13 protein-coding genes are annotated in these 16,474 nt (G+C 70.7%); 4 read left to right on the forward strand and 9 right to left on the reverse strand.

The genetic code is table 11. The features are described from left to right. Positions 1-19: 19 nt before the first annotated feature. The gene (locus tag KHU32_RS08210; RefSeq protein WP_213669713.1) at positions 20-1,252 is read right to left on the reverse strand and encodes a CaiB/BaiF CoA transferase family protein; all 1,233 of its coding nucleotides are present in this window, start codon (positions 1,250-1,252) and stop codon (positions 20-22) included. A 163-nt stretch (positions 1,253-1,415) separates the two neighbouring features. Between KHU32_RS08210 and KHU32_RS08215 the strand changes: the two genes are divergently transcribed. Next, a complete protein-coding gene (locus KHU32_RS08215; RefSeq protein WP_213669504.1) occupies positions 1,416-4,820 on the forward strand; it encodes a PAS-domain containing protein in 3,405 nt (1,134 codons plus the stop codon). A 3-nt stretch (positions 4,821-4,823) separates the two neighbouring features. Here the strand turns inward: KHU32_RS08215 and KHU32_RS08220 are convergent, their stop codons facing one another. The 4 genes from KHU32_RS08220 to KHU32_RS08235 all read right to left on the reverse strand — a co-directional run bounded on the left by KHU32_RS08220 (position 4,824) and on the right by KHU32_RS08235 (position 8,690). Beyond that, the gene (locus KHU32_RS08220) at positions 4,824-5,537 is read right to left on the reverse strand and encodes a response regulator (protein WP_213669505.1); all 714 of its coding nucleotides are present in this window, start codon (positions 5,535-5,537) and stop codon (positions 4,824-4,826) included. 106 nt (positions 5,538-5,643) lie between these two features. Then, on the reverse strand, positions 5,644-6,882 hold the full coding sequence (locus KHU32_RS08225; RefSeq protein WP_213669506.1) for an Hsp70 family protein: 1,239 nt from the start codon (positions 6,880-6,882) through the stop codon (positions 5,644-5,646). Between the two features lie 79 nt (positions 6,883-6,961). After that, positions 6,962-7,726: an SDR family oxidoreductase gene (locus KHU32_RS08230; RefSeq protein WP_213669507.1), complete on the reverse strand. Its 765-nt coding sequence runs from the start codon at positions 7,724-7,726 to the stop codon at positions 6,962-6,964. Positions 7,727-7,730: 4 nt separating this feature from the next. Next, entirely contained in the window at positions 7,731-8,690 is a 960-nt protein-coding gene (locus KHU32_RS08235; RefSeq protein ID WP_213669508.1) for a Bug family tripartite tricarboxylate transporter substrate binding protein, read from the reverse strand. 169 nt (positions 8,691-8,859) lie between these two features. On the opposite strand from KHU32_RS08235, the gene KHU32_RS08240 reads away from it, so the two are divergent. Then, positions 8,860-10,197 carry an MmgE/PrpD family protein gene (locus KHU32_RS08240; protein ID WP_213669509.1) on the forward strand — a complete coding sequence of 446 codons (1,338 nt, stop codon included), beginning with the start codon at positions 8,860-8,862 and terminating at the stop codon, positions 10,195-10,197. Between the two features lie 124 nt (positions 10,198-10,321). Here KHU32_RS08240 and modC read toward each other — a convergent pair whose 3' ends face one another. From modC to KHU32_RS08260, 4 genes are read right to left on the reverse strand one after another with little or no spacing between them, the layout of a single operon-like run. Next, positions 10,322-11,407, reverse strand: coding sequence for a molybdenum ABC transporter ATP-binding protein (gene modC / locus KHU32_RS08245; RefSeq protein ID WP_213669510.1), 1,086 nt, complete (start codon positions 11,405-11,407; stop codon positions 10,322-10,324). Then, positions 11,407-12,102 (reverse strand): molybdate ABC transporter permease subunit, encoded by a 696-nt coding sequence (modB, locus tag KHU32_RS08250; protein WP_213669511.1) that lies wholly within the window; start codon positions 12,100-12,102, stop codon positions 11,407-11,409. The genes modC and modB overlap by 1 nt, the downstream gene beginning before the upstream one ends. 43 nt (positions 12,103-12,145) lie before the next feature. Then, entirely contained in the window at positions 12,146-12,901 is a 756-nt protein-coding gene (locus KHU32_RS08255) for a sulfite exporter TauE/SafE family protein (protein ID WP_249680611.1), read from the reverse strand. Further along, positions 12,898-13,065: a DUF3553 domain-containing protein gene (locus KHU32_RS08260; RefSeq protein WP_456315935.1), complete on the reverse strand. Its 168-nt coding sequence runs from the start codon at positions 13,063-13,065 to the stop codon at positions 12,898-12,900. Before KHU32_RS08260 ends, KHU32_RS08255 begins: the two co-directional genes overlap by 4 nt. A 174-nt stretch (positions 13,066-13,239) precedes the next feature. Between KHU32_RS08260 and KHU32_RS08265 the strand changes: the two genes are divergently transcribed. Both KHU32_RS08265 and KHU32_RS08270 read left to right on the forward strand, forming a co-directional pair. After that, a complete protein-coding gene (locus KHU32_RS08265) occupies positions 13,240-13,836 on the forward strand; it encodes a histidine phosphotransferase family protein (RefSeq protein WP_213669512.1) in 597 nt (198 codons plus the stop codon). A 108-nt stretch (positions 13,837-13,944) separates the two neighbouring features. After that, on the forward strand, positions 13,945-16,464 hold the full coding sequence (locus tag KHU32_RS08270) for a hybrid sensor histidine kinase/response regulator (protein ID WP_213669513.1): 2,520 nt from the start codon (positions 13,945-13,947) through the stop codon (positions 16,462-16,464). The last annotated feature ends 10 nt before the right edge of the window (positions 16,465-16,474 follow it).

Genomic DNA, 16,474 nt, shown 5'->3' on the forward strand with positions numbered 1-16,474 from the left:
CCGAGATGGTCCGGCCGGCTCAGTCCCCGTGCAGCACGACGCCCGCGGCGCGCAGCCGGGCCAGCTCCTCGGCACCGATCAGGGGCAGGAGCAGCGCGTCATTGTCCTGGCCCAGCCGGGGCGCGGGGTTGCGCAGGATGCCCGGGGTCCTGGACATGCGCGGGATTTCGCCATGCATCGGCAGCCAGCCGTCCGGCATCTCCTCGTCCGGTACCTCGATCAGCGCCTCGCGCTCGGCGATGTAGTGATCGTCATCCAGGCCCGCGACGTCCATGATCGGGCCGATCGTCACGCCGTCGCGATCGAACTGCTCCAGCGCCTGCGCCAGGGTGATGCCGGCGATATAGTCGCGGACGATGCCGTCGATCTCGTCGAGGTGGCGGATGCGGTCCGAATTGGTGCGGAAGCGCGGATCGTCGAGCAGCTCCGGCCGGCCGAGGCTCTTCATGAGCTTCACGAACACGCCCTGGGTGGAACTGGAAAGGCCGACCCAGCCGCCATCCTTCGTCTGATAGGCGTTGCGCGGCGCGGTGTTGGTGCTGCGGCTGCCAGTGCGCGGCTTCACTTTCCCGGAAAGGCGGTAATTCGCCATCTGCGGCTCGAGCATCGCGAAGATCGGCTCGAAGAGCGAGAGGTCCAGCACCTGGCCTTCGCCCGTGGCGCGCGCGTGATGCAGCGCGATCATCGCGGCGGAGGAGCCGTAGAGGCCCGCATAGGCGTCGGCCATGAACATGGGCGGCAGCACGGGCTCACGGTCGCCGAAGCCGTTGATGGCGGCGAAGCCGGAATAGCCCTCCACCAGCGTGCCGAAGCCGGGCTTGTGGGAGAAGGGACCCGTCTGCCCCCAGCCGGAGACGCGGACGATCACCAGGGCCGGATTCAGCGCCAGCAGCGCGTCGGGGGCGAGGCCCATCTCCTCCAGCACGCCAGGACGGAAGCTCTCCACGAAGATGTCGGCCTCGGCGACCAAGCGGCGGACCACCTCGATGGCCGGCGGCTGGCGCAGGTCCAGGCAGAGGCTGCGCTTGTTGCGGCAGAGCGTCTTCCAGGAGGTCTCGACGCCCTTGGTCTTCCAGGCGCGGAGCGAATCGCCGGCCGGCGGCTCCACCTTGATGACCTCGGCGCCATGGTCGGCCAGCACCTTGGTCAGGACATTGCCGGCGACGAGGCGCGAAAGGTCCACTACACGCAGGGCGTCCAGCGCCCCCTTGGCCCGCGCGTCGAATTCGCGCCGGCGCAGCTTGGAAGTCATGGTCACAAACCCTCTCAATGGGCCGGACGCTATGGGCCGGGGTGGAATGGGTCAATGCGGCATGGATATCCGGCGCGGCGGCGAAGGGCGTGACAAATGCGACTGAAGCCCCCGCCCGTTCTGTGAGAAACTGCCCGCCCTTCACGTTTTCCCGCGAGCCTCTGTGAACGACGACGCCGCATTCCTGGCCAGCCTGCTGGATCACATGCCCTCGGGGGTGTTGGAGGTCGATGCCAGCGGGAGGGTGCTGCGGGCGAACCGCAGGCTCGGGGAGCTGCTTGGCGTCGAGACACCGCCCGCCGGGAGCCTCCTGGCCGATTGGCTCGGCCAGCTGGAGGCGACTGGCCGCCTTTCCGTGCCGGTCGATCTTCCCGAGAGTGCGGGCACGGGCCGCTGGCATCTCTCCGGCGGGGTCTCACTGGACGTCACCGTTCGTTCGCTGCCCGGCGGCGCGCGGCTCTGCCTCTGGACCGAGGCGCCGGCCGACGATGCGTTGGTCCAGGAACGCGCCGGGATGGCGTGGATGCTGGAGAATGTCAGCGACAGTGCCGCCCTGATGGATGCCGAGGGGCGCATCCTGCAGAACTCCAGCAGCAGCGCCGCCCTGCTCGGCATGCCGGAGGATCTCACGCGGCCGGGCAGCACGCACCAGGACGTCCTGCGCTTCCTGCATCGGCGCGGCGACTTCGGCTTCGAGCAGGACGAGGAGACCTTCGTCGCGCAGCGCCGGGCGCAGATCCTTGCGGCTGGGCGATGCACCTTCACGCGGCGCATGCCCGAGGGGCGCTGGGTCGAATACGACTTCCACCCCATGCCGAATGGCGAGCTTCTGGTCACGCTGCGCGACGTCAGCGCCCTGCGCGAGACCTCGACCCGGCTGGAGGCCGAGCGCGCGGAGCACGAGGAGGACCGCCGCCGCGCGAACCTGCTGCTGGAGAACACGCGCGACCTCGTGATCCTGGCCGGGCCGGATGGGTGCGTGCTGGAGAGCTCCAATGGCCGGGAGGCGCCGTTTGGCCTGCCCACCGCGCTCTTCGAGGCGGGGGCGCCGCTCCGGGATCTCCTCCGCGCGCTCCGGGGGACGGGAGAGGGGGATGTGGTCCTGCCCGCGCGGCACACGCGCCGGATGCCCGACGGCCGCTGGGCCGAGCTGCATCTCGTTGCCGCCGAGGATGGCTCCGCCGTGCTCAGCCTCCGCGACGTGACGGAGCTGAAGGAAGCGCAACTCGCCCTGGAGCACGAGCGCCAGATGCTCCGGCTCATCGTGGACAACATGTCCGACGGCGTCATGCTCTTCGACGAGGAGATGCGCTGGCGCATGCTCAGCCCGCCGCTGGCCCGGTTCCTGGACCTGCCGGAGAGCCTGAATCGCATCGGCACCAGCGCGCGCGACGTCTTCGAATGGCAGATGCGGCGCGGCGACTACGGCCCCCCGCCGGAGGACCCGGAGGAATTCGCCGAGGCGCTGGAATCCCGCATGGCCAATCTGCGGCAGGCCGGCGGCACGCATTACACCCGCAAGATGAGCACCGGCTATTGGCTCGATGCGCGGGTGCAGCCTCTCCCCAACGGCGGCATGCTGGCCTTCTACCACGACGTCACCGCCCTCAAGGAGCAGGAAGAGCAGATCGAGGCGGAGCGGTCGCTGCTGCGCCAGGTGCTGAACAGCATGCAGGAAATGGTGCTGCTGCTCGATCCGGAGGCGCGGATCATCCTCTCCAACGGCTGGGGCCGGAACCTGCTCGACCTGCCGGAGGCACTGGTGCTGCCCGGCGCGCGGCTCGCGGATGCGCTGGCCTATATGTACCGCCGCGGCGATTACGGCTTCGACCTGGCCGAGGAGGAGCTTGTGGCCGGCCGCGTGAGCGCGATCCTGAGCGGCCCGCTCTCCTTCACGCGCCGCAGCGCCGGCAAGTGGATCGAGTTCAGCTACACGCCGATCTCGCGCGGACGCGTCATGGCCGTGGGGCGCGACGTCACCGCCCTGAAGGAAGGGGAGCGCGCCGCCCTCTCGGCCCGCGACGCCGCCGAGGCCGCGGCGCGGGCGAAGGCCAGCTTCCTCGCGGCGATGAGCCACGAGATCCGCACACCCATGAACGGCGTGCTGGGCATGCTGGAGATCCTGTCGCGCAGCGAGCTGAAGGCCGACCAGGCGCGCAGCGTGCAAGTGATGCGCGAGAGCGCCGAGAGCCTGCTGCGCATCGTCGATGATCTGCTCGACTTCTCGAAGATCGAGGCGGGGCGGATGGAAATCGAGGAGCTGCCCTTCTCCCTGCGCGGCCTGATCGAGGGCATGCTGGAGACGCTGTCGCCCAATGCCGCCGCGCGCGGCCTGGCGCTCTTCCTGGACCCGCTGGGCGAGGGGCCTGACTGGCTGGCCGGCGACCCCACGCGCGTCCGCCAGATCCTGTTCAACCTCATCGGCAATGCGCTGAAATTCACCGAGCGCGGCTATGTCCGGGTCTCGGCCGAGACCCGGACCGAGGAGGGCAGGGAGGGGCGCCTGGCCGTGCTGACGGTCCGTGTGGAGGATAGCGGCATCGGCATGGATGCCGAGACGCTGGCGCGGCTCTTCCAGCCCTTCACCCAGGCGGACAGCTCCACGACGCGGCGCTTTGGCGGCACCGGCCTCGGCCTCTCGATCGTTCGCAGGCTCGCGGAGCTGATGGGCGGCGAGGTGACGGCAGAGAGCGAGCTGGGCCGCGGCAGCCGCTTTACCGTCACGCTGCGCCTGCGCGTCGCGGCCCCGCCCGTGGCGGCGGAAGGTCCGCGCCTGCCAGCGCCCGCAGCGGCGCTCCAGGCCGGCGGCGCGCCCGGTCGCGACGGCGTGCTGGTGGTCGACGATCACCCCGTGAATCGCGAGGTCATCGGCCGCCAGCTCGAGCTCATCGGCCTGCAGGCCGACATGGCGGAAGGCGGGGCCGAGGCCCTGGCGCTCTGGCGGCAGCATGCCCACGGCATCATGCTGCTCGACATCCATATGCCGGGGATGGACGGCTTCGAGCTGGCGCATCTGGTCCGGCAGGAGGAGCAGGCGAGGGGCCTACCGCGCACCACGCTGATCGCCGTCACCGCCAGCGCCCTGAAGGGCGAGGCCGAGCGCTGCTACGCGGCGGGGATGGACGGCTTCCTGGCCAAGCCGGTGACGCTCGATGGTCTCACGCGGCTGCTGGGGCGCTGGCTGCCCGGCCTGGCTGGGGAGCACCAGGGCGGCAACCTCTTCGACCCGGAGGCCCTGCGCGCCCTCTTCGGGCAGGACCCCGAGCGCCTGGGTGCGATCCTCGAAAACTTCTCCGAGGCCGCGGCGGGCGATCTAGGGGCGCTGCAGGAGGCCCGGGACGCCGCTCAGCTGCTGGAAGCCGCCCATCGGCTGAAGGGCGCGTCGCAGATGGTGGGCGCGCGCCTGCTGGCCGAGCAGGCGCAGCTGGTGGAGGAGGCCGCCCGGGCCGGCGGGCTGGACGAGGCCCGGCAGGCGGCGGCCCGGCTGCCCGGCCTGTTCGAGGAGACGATGCGGGTGGCGCGGCCCGTGCTCGGCGCCGCCCCTCCGGTGACCCTTGATCCGGGGTGACCCTTAATCAGTCGGCGGGACGAAGATGTAGCCGACGCCCCGCACCGAGCGGATGGCCTCGGGCTTGGAGGGGTCGGCCTCGATCTTGCGGCGGAGGCGCATGATGCGGTTGTCGATCGCGCGGTCGAAGACCTCAGCCTCGCGATGGGCCGCCGTCTCCAGCAGCCATTCCCGGGTGAGCGGCCGGTTCGGGTGCCGCACGAAAAGCTGCAGCAGGTCGAATTCGCTGGCGGAAAGCTGGTCCTCGCGGCCGTCCGGCATGATGAGGATGCGCCGCTCCAGGTTCAGCAGCGCGACACCCACGCGCATCTCGGTGAGGCGCGGCGGCGGCGGCGGGGCCTCGGAGGAGCGGCGCAGCAGGGCCTTGATGCGGGCCAGGAGCTCGCGCGGCTCGAAGGGCTTGGTCACATAGTCGTCGGCGCCGGATTCGAGGCCCACGACGCGGTCCACCGTGTCGCCTGCCGCGGTCAGCATGATGATGCCGATGCGGCTGGAGCGGGAGCGCGCCCAGCGGGCCAGGGCGAAGCCGTCCTCCACCTCGTTCAGATGGACGTCGAACAGCGCGAGGTCGGGCAGGGTCTGCGCATGGGCGCGCTTGAACTCCTCGCCCGAGGCGAAGGATTGCGGGCGCAACCCGTGCTGGGCGAGGTATTCGGAGACGATCCGGCGCTGGAGGGGGTCGTCCTCGACCAGGGCAAGGCGAAGCGGCCCGCTCATGCGCGCGCTCCCTCGTTCCTGCGGCCAGCGACTCGTCCCATCGACATGGGGCGCAGGATGACGGGCGCCGGCCGGATTGCAAGCATTTGCGTGAGAAATCCCGGCGTCATTCCTGGCCCATCAGGGCCAGCCCCTCGGCCACCGAGACGAACTCGCCGCCCGCGACCACCCGCTCCGCCCCGAAGCGATCCTCGAAGAGCCGGCGCACCGCCGGCACGAGCGAGGAGCCGCCCGTGAGGAAGACCCGGTCCACCTGGGCAGGCGCCATGCCGGCATCGGTGAGGGCGGCGTCCACCGCGCTGCCGATGGCCTGTAGCTCGGGCGTGATCCAGCGCTCGAAATCCGTGCGGGCGATCTCGGCATTCACCTCGAAGGCGCCGTGCCGGAAGGTGAGCGGCGCGTGCTCGGCGCCCGAGAGCGCGGCCTTGGCGCCGGAGACGGCGCGGTAGAGGGCATAGCCCGCCTCGTCCTCGATGAGGCTGACCAGATGGGCCAGCCGCTCCGGCTCGGCGGCGTTGCGGGCGACGTCGGCGATGTCGCGCAGGGTCTTGGGCGCCCGCATCAGCGAGAGCAGGTGCCAGCGCGCGAAGTTGACGTACCAGCCGGGCGGGATGGGCAGGTCGTTGCCCCAGGGGCGGTAGGTGCCGCCCTTGCCGAGCAGCGGCGAGACCACGTTGTCCATGATGCGGTAGTCGAAGGCATCGCCCGCGACGCCGACGCCCGAATGGCCGAGCGGCGTGACGCGGCGGGGCGGACCTGGATCGAAGCGCAGGATCGAGAAGTCGCTGGTGCCGCCGCCGAAATCCGCCACCAGCACATTGGCCGGGCGGTCGAGGGTCTGCGCGAAGCGATGGCCGGCAGCGGCCGGCTCATAGGCCACCTGGACGCCGGGCAAGCCCGTCGCGGCGAAGCCGGCCACCAGGCGCTCCTGGCCATAGGCGTCGTCCGCGGTCTCGCCCACGAACCGCACCGGGCGGCCGACGACGACCCGCGCCCCGGCGACCTCGTCCCGGAAGGGCGCGAGGAGATGCCCCAGGAAGGCCGAGACCAGGCCCTCGAGGTTCCAGGAGCGGCCGAGGATGCGCGTCTCGGAGAAGCTGCGCTGCGCCAGGTAGCTCTTCATCGACATGATGAGGCGCGAGTCGAAGGGATCGTCGAGATAGGCGTCGATGGCGCGCGGACCGGCCGCGTGGCGCGGGCGGCCTTCGCCGTCGAGCCAGAAGCAGAGGACGGTGCGGAACACCTCGGCGGTGTCGTGCCGCAGGACGGCGACGCTGCCGTCGGGGCGCAGCGAGGTGACCACGCTGTTCGTGGTGCCGAAATCGATGCCGATGACGGAGGACATTTCTGGAAACCGTTGGGAAGGGGGCGCGCCTTGAAGCCCGGGCGCGCCCGTTTGGCAAGCCTTGCCCCCTCCGTCGCGGTCAGACGGCGCGGACCCAGCCGCCATCCACGTCGAGGATCGCGCCCTGGACATAGCCGGCGCCGGGACCGACCAGGAACGCCACGGCCTCGGCGATCTCCTCCGGCTCGCCGAAGCGCGCGACGCCGGTATCGGCCGCCAGTGCGGCCGCCGCCGCCTCGGCATCCAGGTCGCGCTCCTTCATCACGGTGGCGATGCGGCCCGTGAGCCGGTCGGTGCGGATGCTGCCGGGGTTCACGCAGTTCACGCGCACGCCGTCCTTCACGCCGCGGTCGGCCATGGCCTTCGTGAAGTTCATCAGCGCGGCGTTGACGGAGCCGCCGATGGTGAAGTCCGCGCTGGTGACGCGCCCACCGACGCCCGCAACGAGCACGGCATTGCCTTGCGCCGCCACGAGATGCGGCCAGGCCGCGCGCAGCAGGCGCACGGCGCCGAAGAACTTCAGGGCATAGCCGTCCTCCCAGGCCTCGTCGCCGAGCGCGAGGAAGTCGCCACGCTGGGTCGCGCCCGCGCTGTGCACGAAGATGTCGAGCTTGCCGAGGCGCGCCACCGTCTCCCCCACGGCCTTCGCGCAGGAGGCCGCGTCGCGGAGGTCGGCCGCGATCGCGATGGCGCCGCGCAGCTTCGCCGCTTCCTCCTCCAGCGCCTCGGCCGAGCGCGCGACCAGCGCCACCTGTGCCCCGGAGGCGGCCAGCCGTTTCGCGATCGCCAGTCCGATGCCGCGGCTCGCCCCGCTGACCAGCGCGACCTTTCCCGTTAATGCCATTGGATCATTCCATCCTGATGTCGGCTGCGCGCACGACGCGACCGATCTTTTCGACTTCGTCGCGCATGAACCGCCCGAACTCCTCTGCATTGCCTGCCACGACCTCGGCGCCCATGTCGAGCAACCTGGCGCGCTCAGCCGGCTGGGTGACGATGCCGTTGAGTCCCGCATTCAGCCGCTCGACGATCGGCTGTGGAATGCCGGCGGGGCCGACGAAGGCGTACCACTCGTCGATCACGACGCCGGGCAGCCCTGCCTCGGCGATGGTGGGCACGTCGGGCAGGTAGGGCGCGCGCTGCGCGGAGGTGACGGCAATGGGTCGCAGCGCGCCGTCGCGCACATAGGGCAGGGTGGAGCTCGCATTGCCGAACATGAGCTGCAGATGGCCGCTGATGAGGTCGGTCAGCGCCGGCCCGCCGCCGCGATAGGGCACGTGCACCATCTCCACCCCCGCCGCGAGGGCGAACATCGCCCCGGCGATATGGACGGAGGTGCCGATGCCCGGCGAGCCGTAGGTGAGGCCGGGATTGCGCTTCGCATGCTCAATGAGGTCGCTCACGGTCCGCAGGGGAGAGGACACGGGAACGACCAGGATATCCGCCACGCGCGCCAGGAGCTGGATGGGCGTGAGGTCGCGGATCGCGTCGTAGGGCTGGCGGGAGATCAGCGTCGAGGAGATGACGGTGCTGATGACCATGCCGAAGGTATGGCCGTCCGGCGCCGCCCGCACGATCTCCAGCGTGCCGATCGCACCCGAGGCGCCGCTGCGGTTCTCGACCACGACGGGCTGGCCGAAGACCTCGGACATCTTCGGCTGGAGCTGGCGCGCCAGGATGTCGGTCGTGCCGCCGGGCGGAAAGGTCACGACCAGCCGGATGGGGCGCGAGGGGAAGCCCTGTGCAAGGCCGAGGGCGGGCGCGGCCAGCGACACCAGGCCGCCGGCGATCATCTCCCGTCGCATCATGGGGGCGTTTCTCCGTTCCGTTTGTTGGGCGCCCGGTCGGGCGCCGGTCTTTCTTGCGGCGTTCAAAGCCACGCTACCCGGTCGGCTGGCCGGCCTCCATGGAAATGGAGGGGTGCTGGTCACAAGGCCCGTGCGGGGCTTTGATCACCTGAACGAGGAGGAACGGCGCATGGGTGAAGGCTTTGCCGGCGAGGTGCTCGGCCGCTTCGTCGCGGAATCCTGCTGGGAGGACATGCCCTCCGCGTTGCGGCACGAGGCGAAGCGCTCCCTCCTGAACAATCTCGGCTGCGGGCTCGGCGTGGCGAAGGATCCGGCGGTGACGTCGGCGCTGGCGGTGATGCGGAATTTTTCCGGCGCACCGGTCGCCACCGTGATCGGCCAGCGCGTGAAGCTCGATCCCATGGCGGCGGCTTTCGTGAACGCCATCGCCTGCAACCTGTTGGACTATGACGACACGCACCTGGCCACGGTGATCCATCCCACCGCGCCCGTCGCGCCCGCGCTGCTGGCCCTGGCCGAGCAGCGTGGCTTCTCCGGCGCCGCCGTGCTGCATGCCTTCCTGCTGGGCGGCGAGGTGGAATGCCGCATCGGCAATGCCGTCTCGCCCGGGCATTACGCGCGCGGCTGGCACATCACCTCCACCTGCGGGACCTTCGGCGCGGCGGCGGGCTGCGCGAAGCTGCTGGGGCTTTCTGCGGAGCAGACCTGGCATGCCCTCGGCATTGCGGCCTCGCAGGCGGCGGGCCTCGTGGAGAACCTGCCGACAGCCGCGAAGAATGTCGGCGTCGGCAATGCGCCGCGCAACGGCATGCTGGCGGCACTGCTGGCCGAGCAGGGCTACAAGGCCGCGCCGGCCGCGATCGAAGGCCCGCTTGGCTTCGCGCACGCCACCGGCGACACGCTGGACCTCGCGCAAATCACCGAAGGTCTCGGCACGCAGTGGGAGATCGCGCGGAATACCTACAAGCCCTATCCGGCAGGCATCGTCTTCCATGCGGTCATCGATGCCTGCCTCGCCTTGCGCGAGGAGGTCGGTGCGGCGCCCGAGGTCATCGCCTCCGTCACCGTGGCCGGCGATGCGCTGCTGCTCGCGCGCGGCGACCGCGCGGTGAACAACGAGCGCGATGCCAGGGTGAGCATCCATCACAGCGCGGCGCTGGGCTTGGTGCGCGGCCGGGCCGGCGTTGCGGATTTCGAGATGCCGGCGGTGACCGATCCGATGCTCGCATCCTTCCGCGCGAAGGTGAGGGCGGTGCTGGACGAATCACTGCCGCGCGGCGCCGCGACGGTGACGCTGCGCCTGGCCGACGGCCGCGACATCCAGCGCACGGTGGTTTATCCCCGCGGCAGTTTCGAGCGGCCGATGAGCGATGCGGAATTGGAGCAAAAGTTCAGAGACAATGCGGCGATCGGCGGCTTCGCGGATCGGTCGGAGGCGGGCATTGCCGGGGTCTGGGGGCTGGGCGAGGCGCCGGATGTCAGCGGGTTGATGAGGGCGCTCGCTTGAGAGGGCGCTGCCCTCTCAAACTCTCCCGCCAGGGCTTTTGGCCCTGGACCCTGACTGATTGAAGAGCCAAGAAACTGAGTTTCTTGGCGGGATGTCTTGAGAGACAGCGTCCCTCTATTCTGTCTCACCCGCCGCGCGCGTGATCGAAGGTGACCGACTTGATCATCGCCCAGACCTCTGCACCGGGGACGAGGCCGAGCCGGTCCAGCGCGTCGCGTGTGATGCGGGCGAGCATGGTGGTCTCGCCCAAAGCGAGGTGCAGGAAGACCTCGTGCGGCGAGCCGGTCGGCGCGATGGCGGCCAGCTTCGCCGGCAGCACGTTCTGCACCGAGATGTCCCCGGGCGGCGCCAGCGCGATGGAGACGTCGCGGGCGCGCAGGCGCAGGCGCAGGCGCGTGCCCGGCGGTTCCGTCTGTAGCGGCGCCAGCAGCTCGCCGCCCGCGAAGCGGAAGCGCGTCAGCCCACGCTCGGGCTCGTGCGACGCGATGATGCAGGGGATCACGACGCCGGCGTCGCGCCGCGTGGCCAGAGGCAGGTCGGTGCGGGCGGTCAGCTCCTCGACGGTGCCGGCGGCCAGGACCTTTCCCGCCTCCATCAGCACCAGCCGGTCGGCCAGGGCATCCACCTCGTCCAGCGCGTGGGTCACGTAGAGGATGGGCAGCCGCGCGACGTCGCGCAGCCGGGCCAGGAAGGGCAGGATCTCGGCCCGGCGCGCGGCATCCAGTGCCGCCAGCGGCTCGTCCATCAGCAGCAGGCGCGGCCGCATGAGCAGCGCGCGGCCGAGCGCCACGCGCTGGCGCTCACCGCCCGAGAGGCGGGCCGGGCGGCGATCCAGCAGGGGCTCGATGCCCAGCAGCGCCAGCACCTCGTCGAAGCTCGGGCCGGTCGCGCCCGAGGTCGCGCGGCGCAGGCCGTAGCGCAGGTTGGTGGCCACGTTCATGTGCGGAAAGAGCCGCGCCTCCTGGAAGACCAGGCCGAAATGCCGCCGCTCCGGCGGCAGCATGACGCGCTGCGCGGTGTCGAGCAGCACCTCGCCGTCCAGCGCGATGCGCCCCTCGTCGGGGCGGAGCAGGCCGGCCACGGCCTTGAGGATCGTGCTCTTGCCGCAGCCGGAGGGGCCGAAGAGCGCGGTCACGCCCTCGGGCGCGGCGGTGAAGGCGGCGTCGAGCGAGAAGCCGCCGAAGCCGTGCCGCAGCGAGACCTCCAGCATCAGAAGCGGCCCAGCAGGCGGTGCATGTGCCGGCCGATCATCTCGGCCAGGATCAGGCCGCACATGGCCAGGCCGAAGGAGATGAGCGCGAGCCGCCCCGCCGTCGCCTCGCCGCCCGGCGTCTGGGTGGCGGCGTAGATGGCGAGCGGCAGGGTCTGCGTCTCGCCCGGGATGTTGGAGGCGAAGGTGATGACCGCGCCGAACTCGCCCAGCCCCGCGGCGAAGGCGGTGACGGCGCCGGCCAGGATGCCGGGCGACATCAGCGGCAGCGTGACGGTCAGGAAGCGGTCGATCGGCCCGGCGCCCAGCGTGCTGGCGGCGGCCTCCAGCCCGGGATCCACCTGCTCCAGGCCGAGGCGCACCGCGCGCACGATCAGCGGGAAGGACATCACGGCCGTGGCCAGCGCGGCGCCGTCCGTCGAGAAGACGAGGCGGATGCCGAACCATTCCATCAGCGGCGCGCCGATCGGCCCGCGCACGCCGAAGAGCATCAGCAGTGCCCAGCCCACGACGACGGGCGGCACGACCAGCGGCAGATGCACGAAGGCGTCGAGCAGGAAGCGCCCCGGGAAGCGCCCGCGGGTGAGAAGCCAGGCGATGCCGATGGCGGGAAGCAGGGAAACCAGCACCGAGCGGGAAGCGACATCGAGGCTGAGGCGGACCGCCTGCCACTCCTCCGCACTGAGCTGCATCATGGGACCGTTATAGTCAGGCGAGAATATCGCGGGCAAGCGCCGCTCAGATCAGCAGGGCGAAACTCCCGCTCGCGACCAGCACGGCCAGGGCGAAGGGCTTGTAGAGCCGCACCGGGATGACGTGGAACAGGCTGGCGCCGATCCGCACGCAGAGGATCTGCAGCGGCAGGATCCAGAGCACCTTCGCCAGCACGTCCAGCGTCATGAGCCCGCCCAGGGTCGGCCCCAGGACGGAGACGATGGCGATGAGGCCGAAGAAGAGGATCAGGTTCGCGCGGTGCTGCCGCGCCTCCTCGGGGCCGGAGAGGAGGTAGAGGATCACCGGCGGCCCACTCATGCCCGTGGCGCCCTTCAGCAGGCCGGCCGAGGTGCCGATGGCGAGGTTCAGCGGCAGGGGACGGCTGCCGTGATAGCGCCAGCCCGACATCAGCAGGAAGCCGAAGACCAGGACAAAGCCGCCGATGAAACGGCGCAGCAGCTCCGGATCGGCCGAGAGCAGGACGAAGGTGCCGATGGGCGTCGCGAGGCAGGCCGCGCCGCCCAGGGGCAGGATCACCCGCCGGTCGGCATCCTTGAAGGCGCGGGGCAACAGCTGCAGCGAGATCACGAGCTCCAGGATCAGCAGCACCGGCACGCCGGCGCGCGGCTCCCACAGCGCGGAATAGACGGGGGCGAGGATGATGGCGGTGCCGAAGCCGGCATAGCCGCGCATCAGCCCGGCGATGGCGGTGGCGAAGAGGGCGGCCCAGAGCTGCCAGGTGCCCGGCAGCGCAAAGAAGGCGTCAAGGAACTGGCTCAATCCTCGACCTGCTCCAAGGTGACGACGGCGAGGTTCAGCAGCAGCTTGCCGGCATTCTCGAAATTGACCGTGACCCGGTCCCCGATGACGGACTGCACCTGGCCGAGGCCCCAATCCGGACGATCGGGCTGGCGCACGCGCATCCCCGGCTCGATCTCGCTCACCCTGGCATTTCCTCCGTTCCCGATTCCGTTGAACTGCAATCGCCGGAGGGTGGGAAGGGGGCGGCCGGGAGGGTCGGCGGATAAATCTCCTTCCGGGTAAAGAATCCGGCAATCCTCGGCTGGCTAGAGCCCGTCGGGCCCGCAAAGGGGCCTGTGAGAGGAACAAGACCGTTCATGTCGATCGACGCGCGCCTCGCGGAGCTGCTCGCCTCGCGGATCTGCCACGACCTCGGCTCCCCCCTGGGCAGCGTGACGGCCCTGCTGCCCCAGGCGGCGGACCCCGCGGCGCATGGGATCCTGACCGAGGCCTCGATGGAGCTCGGCGCGCGGATGAGGCTTTTCGCCGCGGCCTTCGGCTGCAGCGACGAGATGGCCTGGAACGACCTGCCGGCGCTGCTGCGGGGCGCGCCCATGGCCCATCGCGTGCGCTTCGTGGTGACGGGCGCCTCCGCGCAGCTGTCGCCCGGCTGGGTGCGGCTGGTCCTTTCCGCCGCACTGGTCGCGGCGGAAGCGCTGCCCCGGGGCGGGAGTGTCCACCTCTCGCGCGAGGCCTCGGGCAGCGTGGCGCTGCTGCCGGAAGGCCGGGACGCCGGCTGGTCGCCCACGCTGGTGCAGCTCCTCGCCGGGGGCAGCCTGGACGAGGCGCTGGCGGAAGGGCCGAGGCGCGCGCTGGCGCCCTGGATCGTGGTGCAGGCTGCGGCGGCGGGCGCGGAGCTCGGCCTGGCGCTGCCGGCGGGGACCGGCATGCCGCCTCTGATGATCGGCGCCTGATCCCCCTGCGCCGCGATCGACCCGGCGGCGTCTTTACGTTTTCTTCGGAACCCCCGGCTCATCCTGGACGCGCGGCCTGAAAGGGCGGCGCTTTCGAAGGGGCCGAGGATGGACGACCTGCTCGCGGATTTCCTGACCGAGACGAATGAGGGGCTCGCGCGGCTGGATGAGGCGCTGCTGCAGCTGGAGAAGGAGCCCTCCAGCCGCGGGGTCCTGTCGGAGATCTTCCGCACCGTCCACACCATCAAGGGGACCTGCGGCTTCCTCGGGCTGCCGCGGCTCGAGGGCGTGGCTCATGCCGCGGAGAATGTGCTGGGCCTCTGGCGGGAAGGCACGCTCGCCGTCACGCAGGAGGGCGTGACGCTCATCCTCTCGGCCGCCGATCGCATCAAGCAGATCGTGGCCGGGCTCGAGGCGACGGGGCAGGAGCCGGCCGGCGACGACACGCCGCTGAAGGCCGCGCTGGATGCGGCCGCCTTGGGCGAAGCGCTGCCGGAAGAAGGCGATCATGAGCCGATCCTCGCCGAGGAGGAGGCGCCGCCCGCGGATGCGCCCCTCGCGGCCTCGCCGGAGGGCGCTGGTGCGGGCGGTCAGGCGCCGCAGACGATCCGCGTCGCGGTGGAGGTGCTGGAGGATCTCATGGTCCTGGTCAGCGAGCTGGTGCTGACGCGCAACCAGCTGCTGCAGCTCGCCCGCTCGGAATCCAACGCCGCCTTCGCCGTGCCGCTGCAGCGCCTCTCGCAGATCACCTCGGACTTGCAGGACGGCGTGATGAAGACGCGCATGCAGCCCATCGGCCATGCCTGGTCCAAGCTGCCGCGTCTGGTGCGCGACCTCTCGCGCGATCTCGGCAAGCGCATCGAGCTCGACATGCGCGGCGCCGAGACGGAGCTGGACCGCCAGGTGCTGGAGCTCATCAAGGATCCGCTGACGCATATGGTCCGCAACAGCGCGGATCACGGCCTGGAAACGCCCGAGCAGCGCCGCGCGGCCGGCAAGGGCGAGACGGGGCGCATCCTGCTCAACGCCTTCCACGAGGGTGGGCACATCGTGCTGGAGATCGGCGATGACGGAAGGGGGCTGAACACCGACCGCATCAAGGCCAAGGCTCTGTCCCAGGGCCTCGCGACCGAGACGGAGCTCGCTGCGATGAACGACCGGGACGTTCATCGCTTCATCTTCCGCGCGGGCTTCTCGACGGCGGCCGAGGTCACCTCTGTCTCGGGCCGGGGCGTCGGCATGGATGTGGTGAAGACCAATATCGAGCGCATCGGCGGCATCGTGGACCTGCGCTCGCGCGAGCATCGCGGCACCACCTTCACGATCAAGATCCCCCTCACCCTCGCGATCGCCGCCGCGCTGATCGTCGAGGCTGGCGGGGAGCGCTTCGCCATTCCCCAGGCCGGCGTGCTGGAGCTGGTGCGCGTGGGCCCGGGCAAGGGGCCGAAGGTGGAGAAGATCAAGGAGGCGCGCGTGATGCGCCTGCGCGACCAGCTTCTGCCGCTCATCCCGCTGAAGAGCCTGCTGCGTCTGGAGGCCGAGCCCGGCCAAAGCGATGCGGAGGGCTTCGTCGTGGTGACGCAGGTGGGCGCGCAGCTCTTCGGCATCGTCGTCGACCGCGTCTTCGACACGGAGGAAATCGTGGTGAAGCCCGTCGCGCCCATCTTGCGGCACATCACCATGTTCTCGGGCAACACCATCCTCGGCGATGGCAGCGTGATCATGATCCTCGACCCCAACGGAATCGCGCGCGCGACCGGCCTCGGCAGCGAAGCGGCTTCCGACCATGCCGTCAGGAAGGAAGAACCTCGCGGTGGCATGCTGGCGCGCCAGACTTCGCTGCTGCTCTTCCGCGCCGGAGAGGGCGCGCCGAAGGCCGTGCCGCTTTCGCTCGTCGCACGCCTCGAGAACCTGAAGGCCGGAAGCATCGAGCGCGCGGGCGACAGCCTCGTCACGCAGTATCGCGGGAACCTCATGCCGCTGGTGCCGCTGCACAGCTTCATGTCGCCACCGGAGGCGGGCCATCAGGCCGTGCTGGTCTTCGGCGACGGCGACCGCGCGATGGGGCTGATGGTCGACGAGATTCTCGACGTCGTGGATGCCGCGCTCGACATGGATGCGGCCGGGGTGCGGCCGGGCTTCCTGGGCAGCTGCGTGGTGGCCGGCCGGGTGACCGAGATCCTCGACACGGGTTTCTGGCTGAAGCAGGGCCAGCCCGACTGGTTCGAGCCCCTGGCCGCCACGGGCGCCCGCCCCAGCCTCCTGGTCGTCGAGGACAGCGACTTCTTCCGCAACCTCATCGTGCCCGCGGTGATGGCCGCGGGCTACGACGTCACCACCGTCCCGAACGGCCGCGAGGCCCTGCGCCTGCGCGAGGCGGGCGAGCGGTTCGACGTCATCGTCTCGGACATCAACATGCCGGAGCTGGACGGGTTGGGCCTGGCACGGGCTGTGCGCGAAGGCGGGATCTGGGCCGAGGTACCGATGATCGCGCTCAGCAGCCGCTCCGACCCGCGCGACGTGGAGCGCGGCCGCGCGGCGGGCTTCAGCGACTACATCGCCAAGTTCGATCGCGAGGCGCTGCTGACGAGCCTGCAGCAATGCCTCCACCCCGCCCTCGCGCGCTGATCCGGAAGGA

The organism is Roseococcus pinisoli, assembly GCF_018413645.1.
In the GTDB taxonomy this organism is placed as follows: domain Bacteria; phylum Pseudomonadota; class Alphaproteobacteria; order Acetobacterales; family Acetobacteraceae; genus Roseococcus; species Roseococcus pinisoli.

Coding starts and splice junctions, on each gene's coding strand:
- KHU32_RS08210 (WP_213669713.1), bottom strand. CDS start 1,252: ATGACTTCCAAGCTGCGCCGGCGCGAATTCGACGCGCGGGCCAAGGGG.
- KHU32_RS08220 (WP_213669505.1), bottom strand. CDS start 5,537: ATGAGCGGGCCGCTTCGCCTTGCCCTGGTCGAGGACGACCCCCTCCAG.
- KHU32_RS08225 (WP_213669506.1), bottom strand. CDS start 6,882: ATGTCCTCCGTCATCGGCATCGATTTCGGCACCACGAACAGCGTGGTC.
- KHU32_RS08230 (WP_213669507.1), bottom strand. CDS start 7,726: ATGGCATTAACGGGAAAGGTCGCGCTGGTCAGCGGGGCGAGCCGCGGC.
- KHU32_RS08235 (WP_213669508.1), bottom strand. CDS start 8,690: ATGATGCGACGGGAGATGATCGCCGGCGGCCTGGTGTCGCTGGCCGCG.
- KHU32_RS08240 (WP_213669509.1), top strand. CDS start 8,860: ATGGGTGAAGGCTTTGCCGGCGAGGTGCTCGGCCGCTTCGTCGCGGAA.
- modC (WP_213669510.1), bottom strand. CDS start 11,407: ATGCTGGAGGTCTCGCTGCGGCACGGCTTCGGCGGCTTCTCGCTCGAC.
- modB (WP_213669511.1), bottom strand. CDS start 12,102: ATGATGCAGCTCAGTGCGGAGGAGTGGCAGGCGGTCCGCCTCAGCCTC.
- KHU32_RS08265 (WP_213669512.1), top strand. CDS start 13,240: ATGTCGATCGACGCGCGCCTCGCGGAGCTGCTCGCCTCGCGGATCTGC.
- KHU32_RS08270 (WP_213669513.1), top strand. CDS start 13,945: ATGGACGACCTGCTCGCGGATTTCCTGACCGAGACGAATGAGGGGCTC.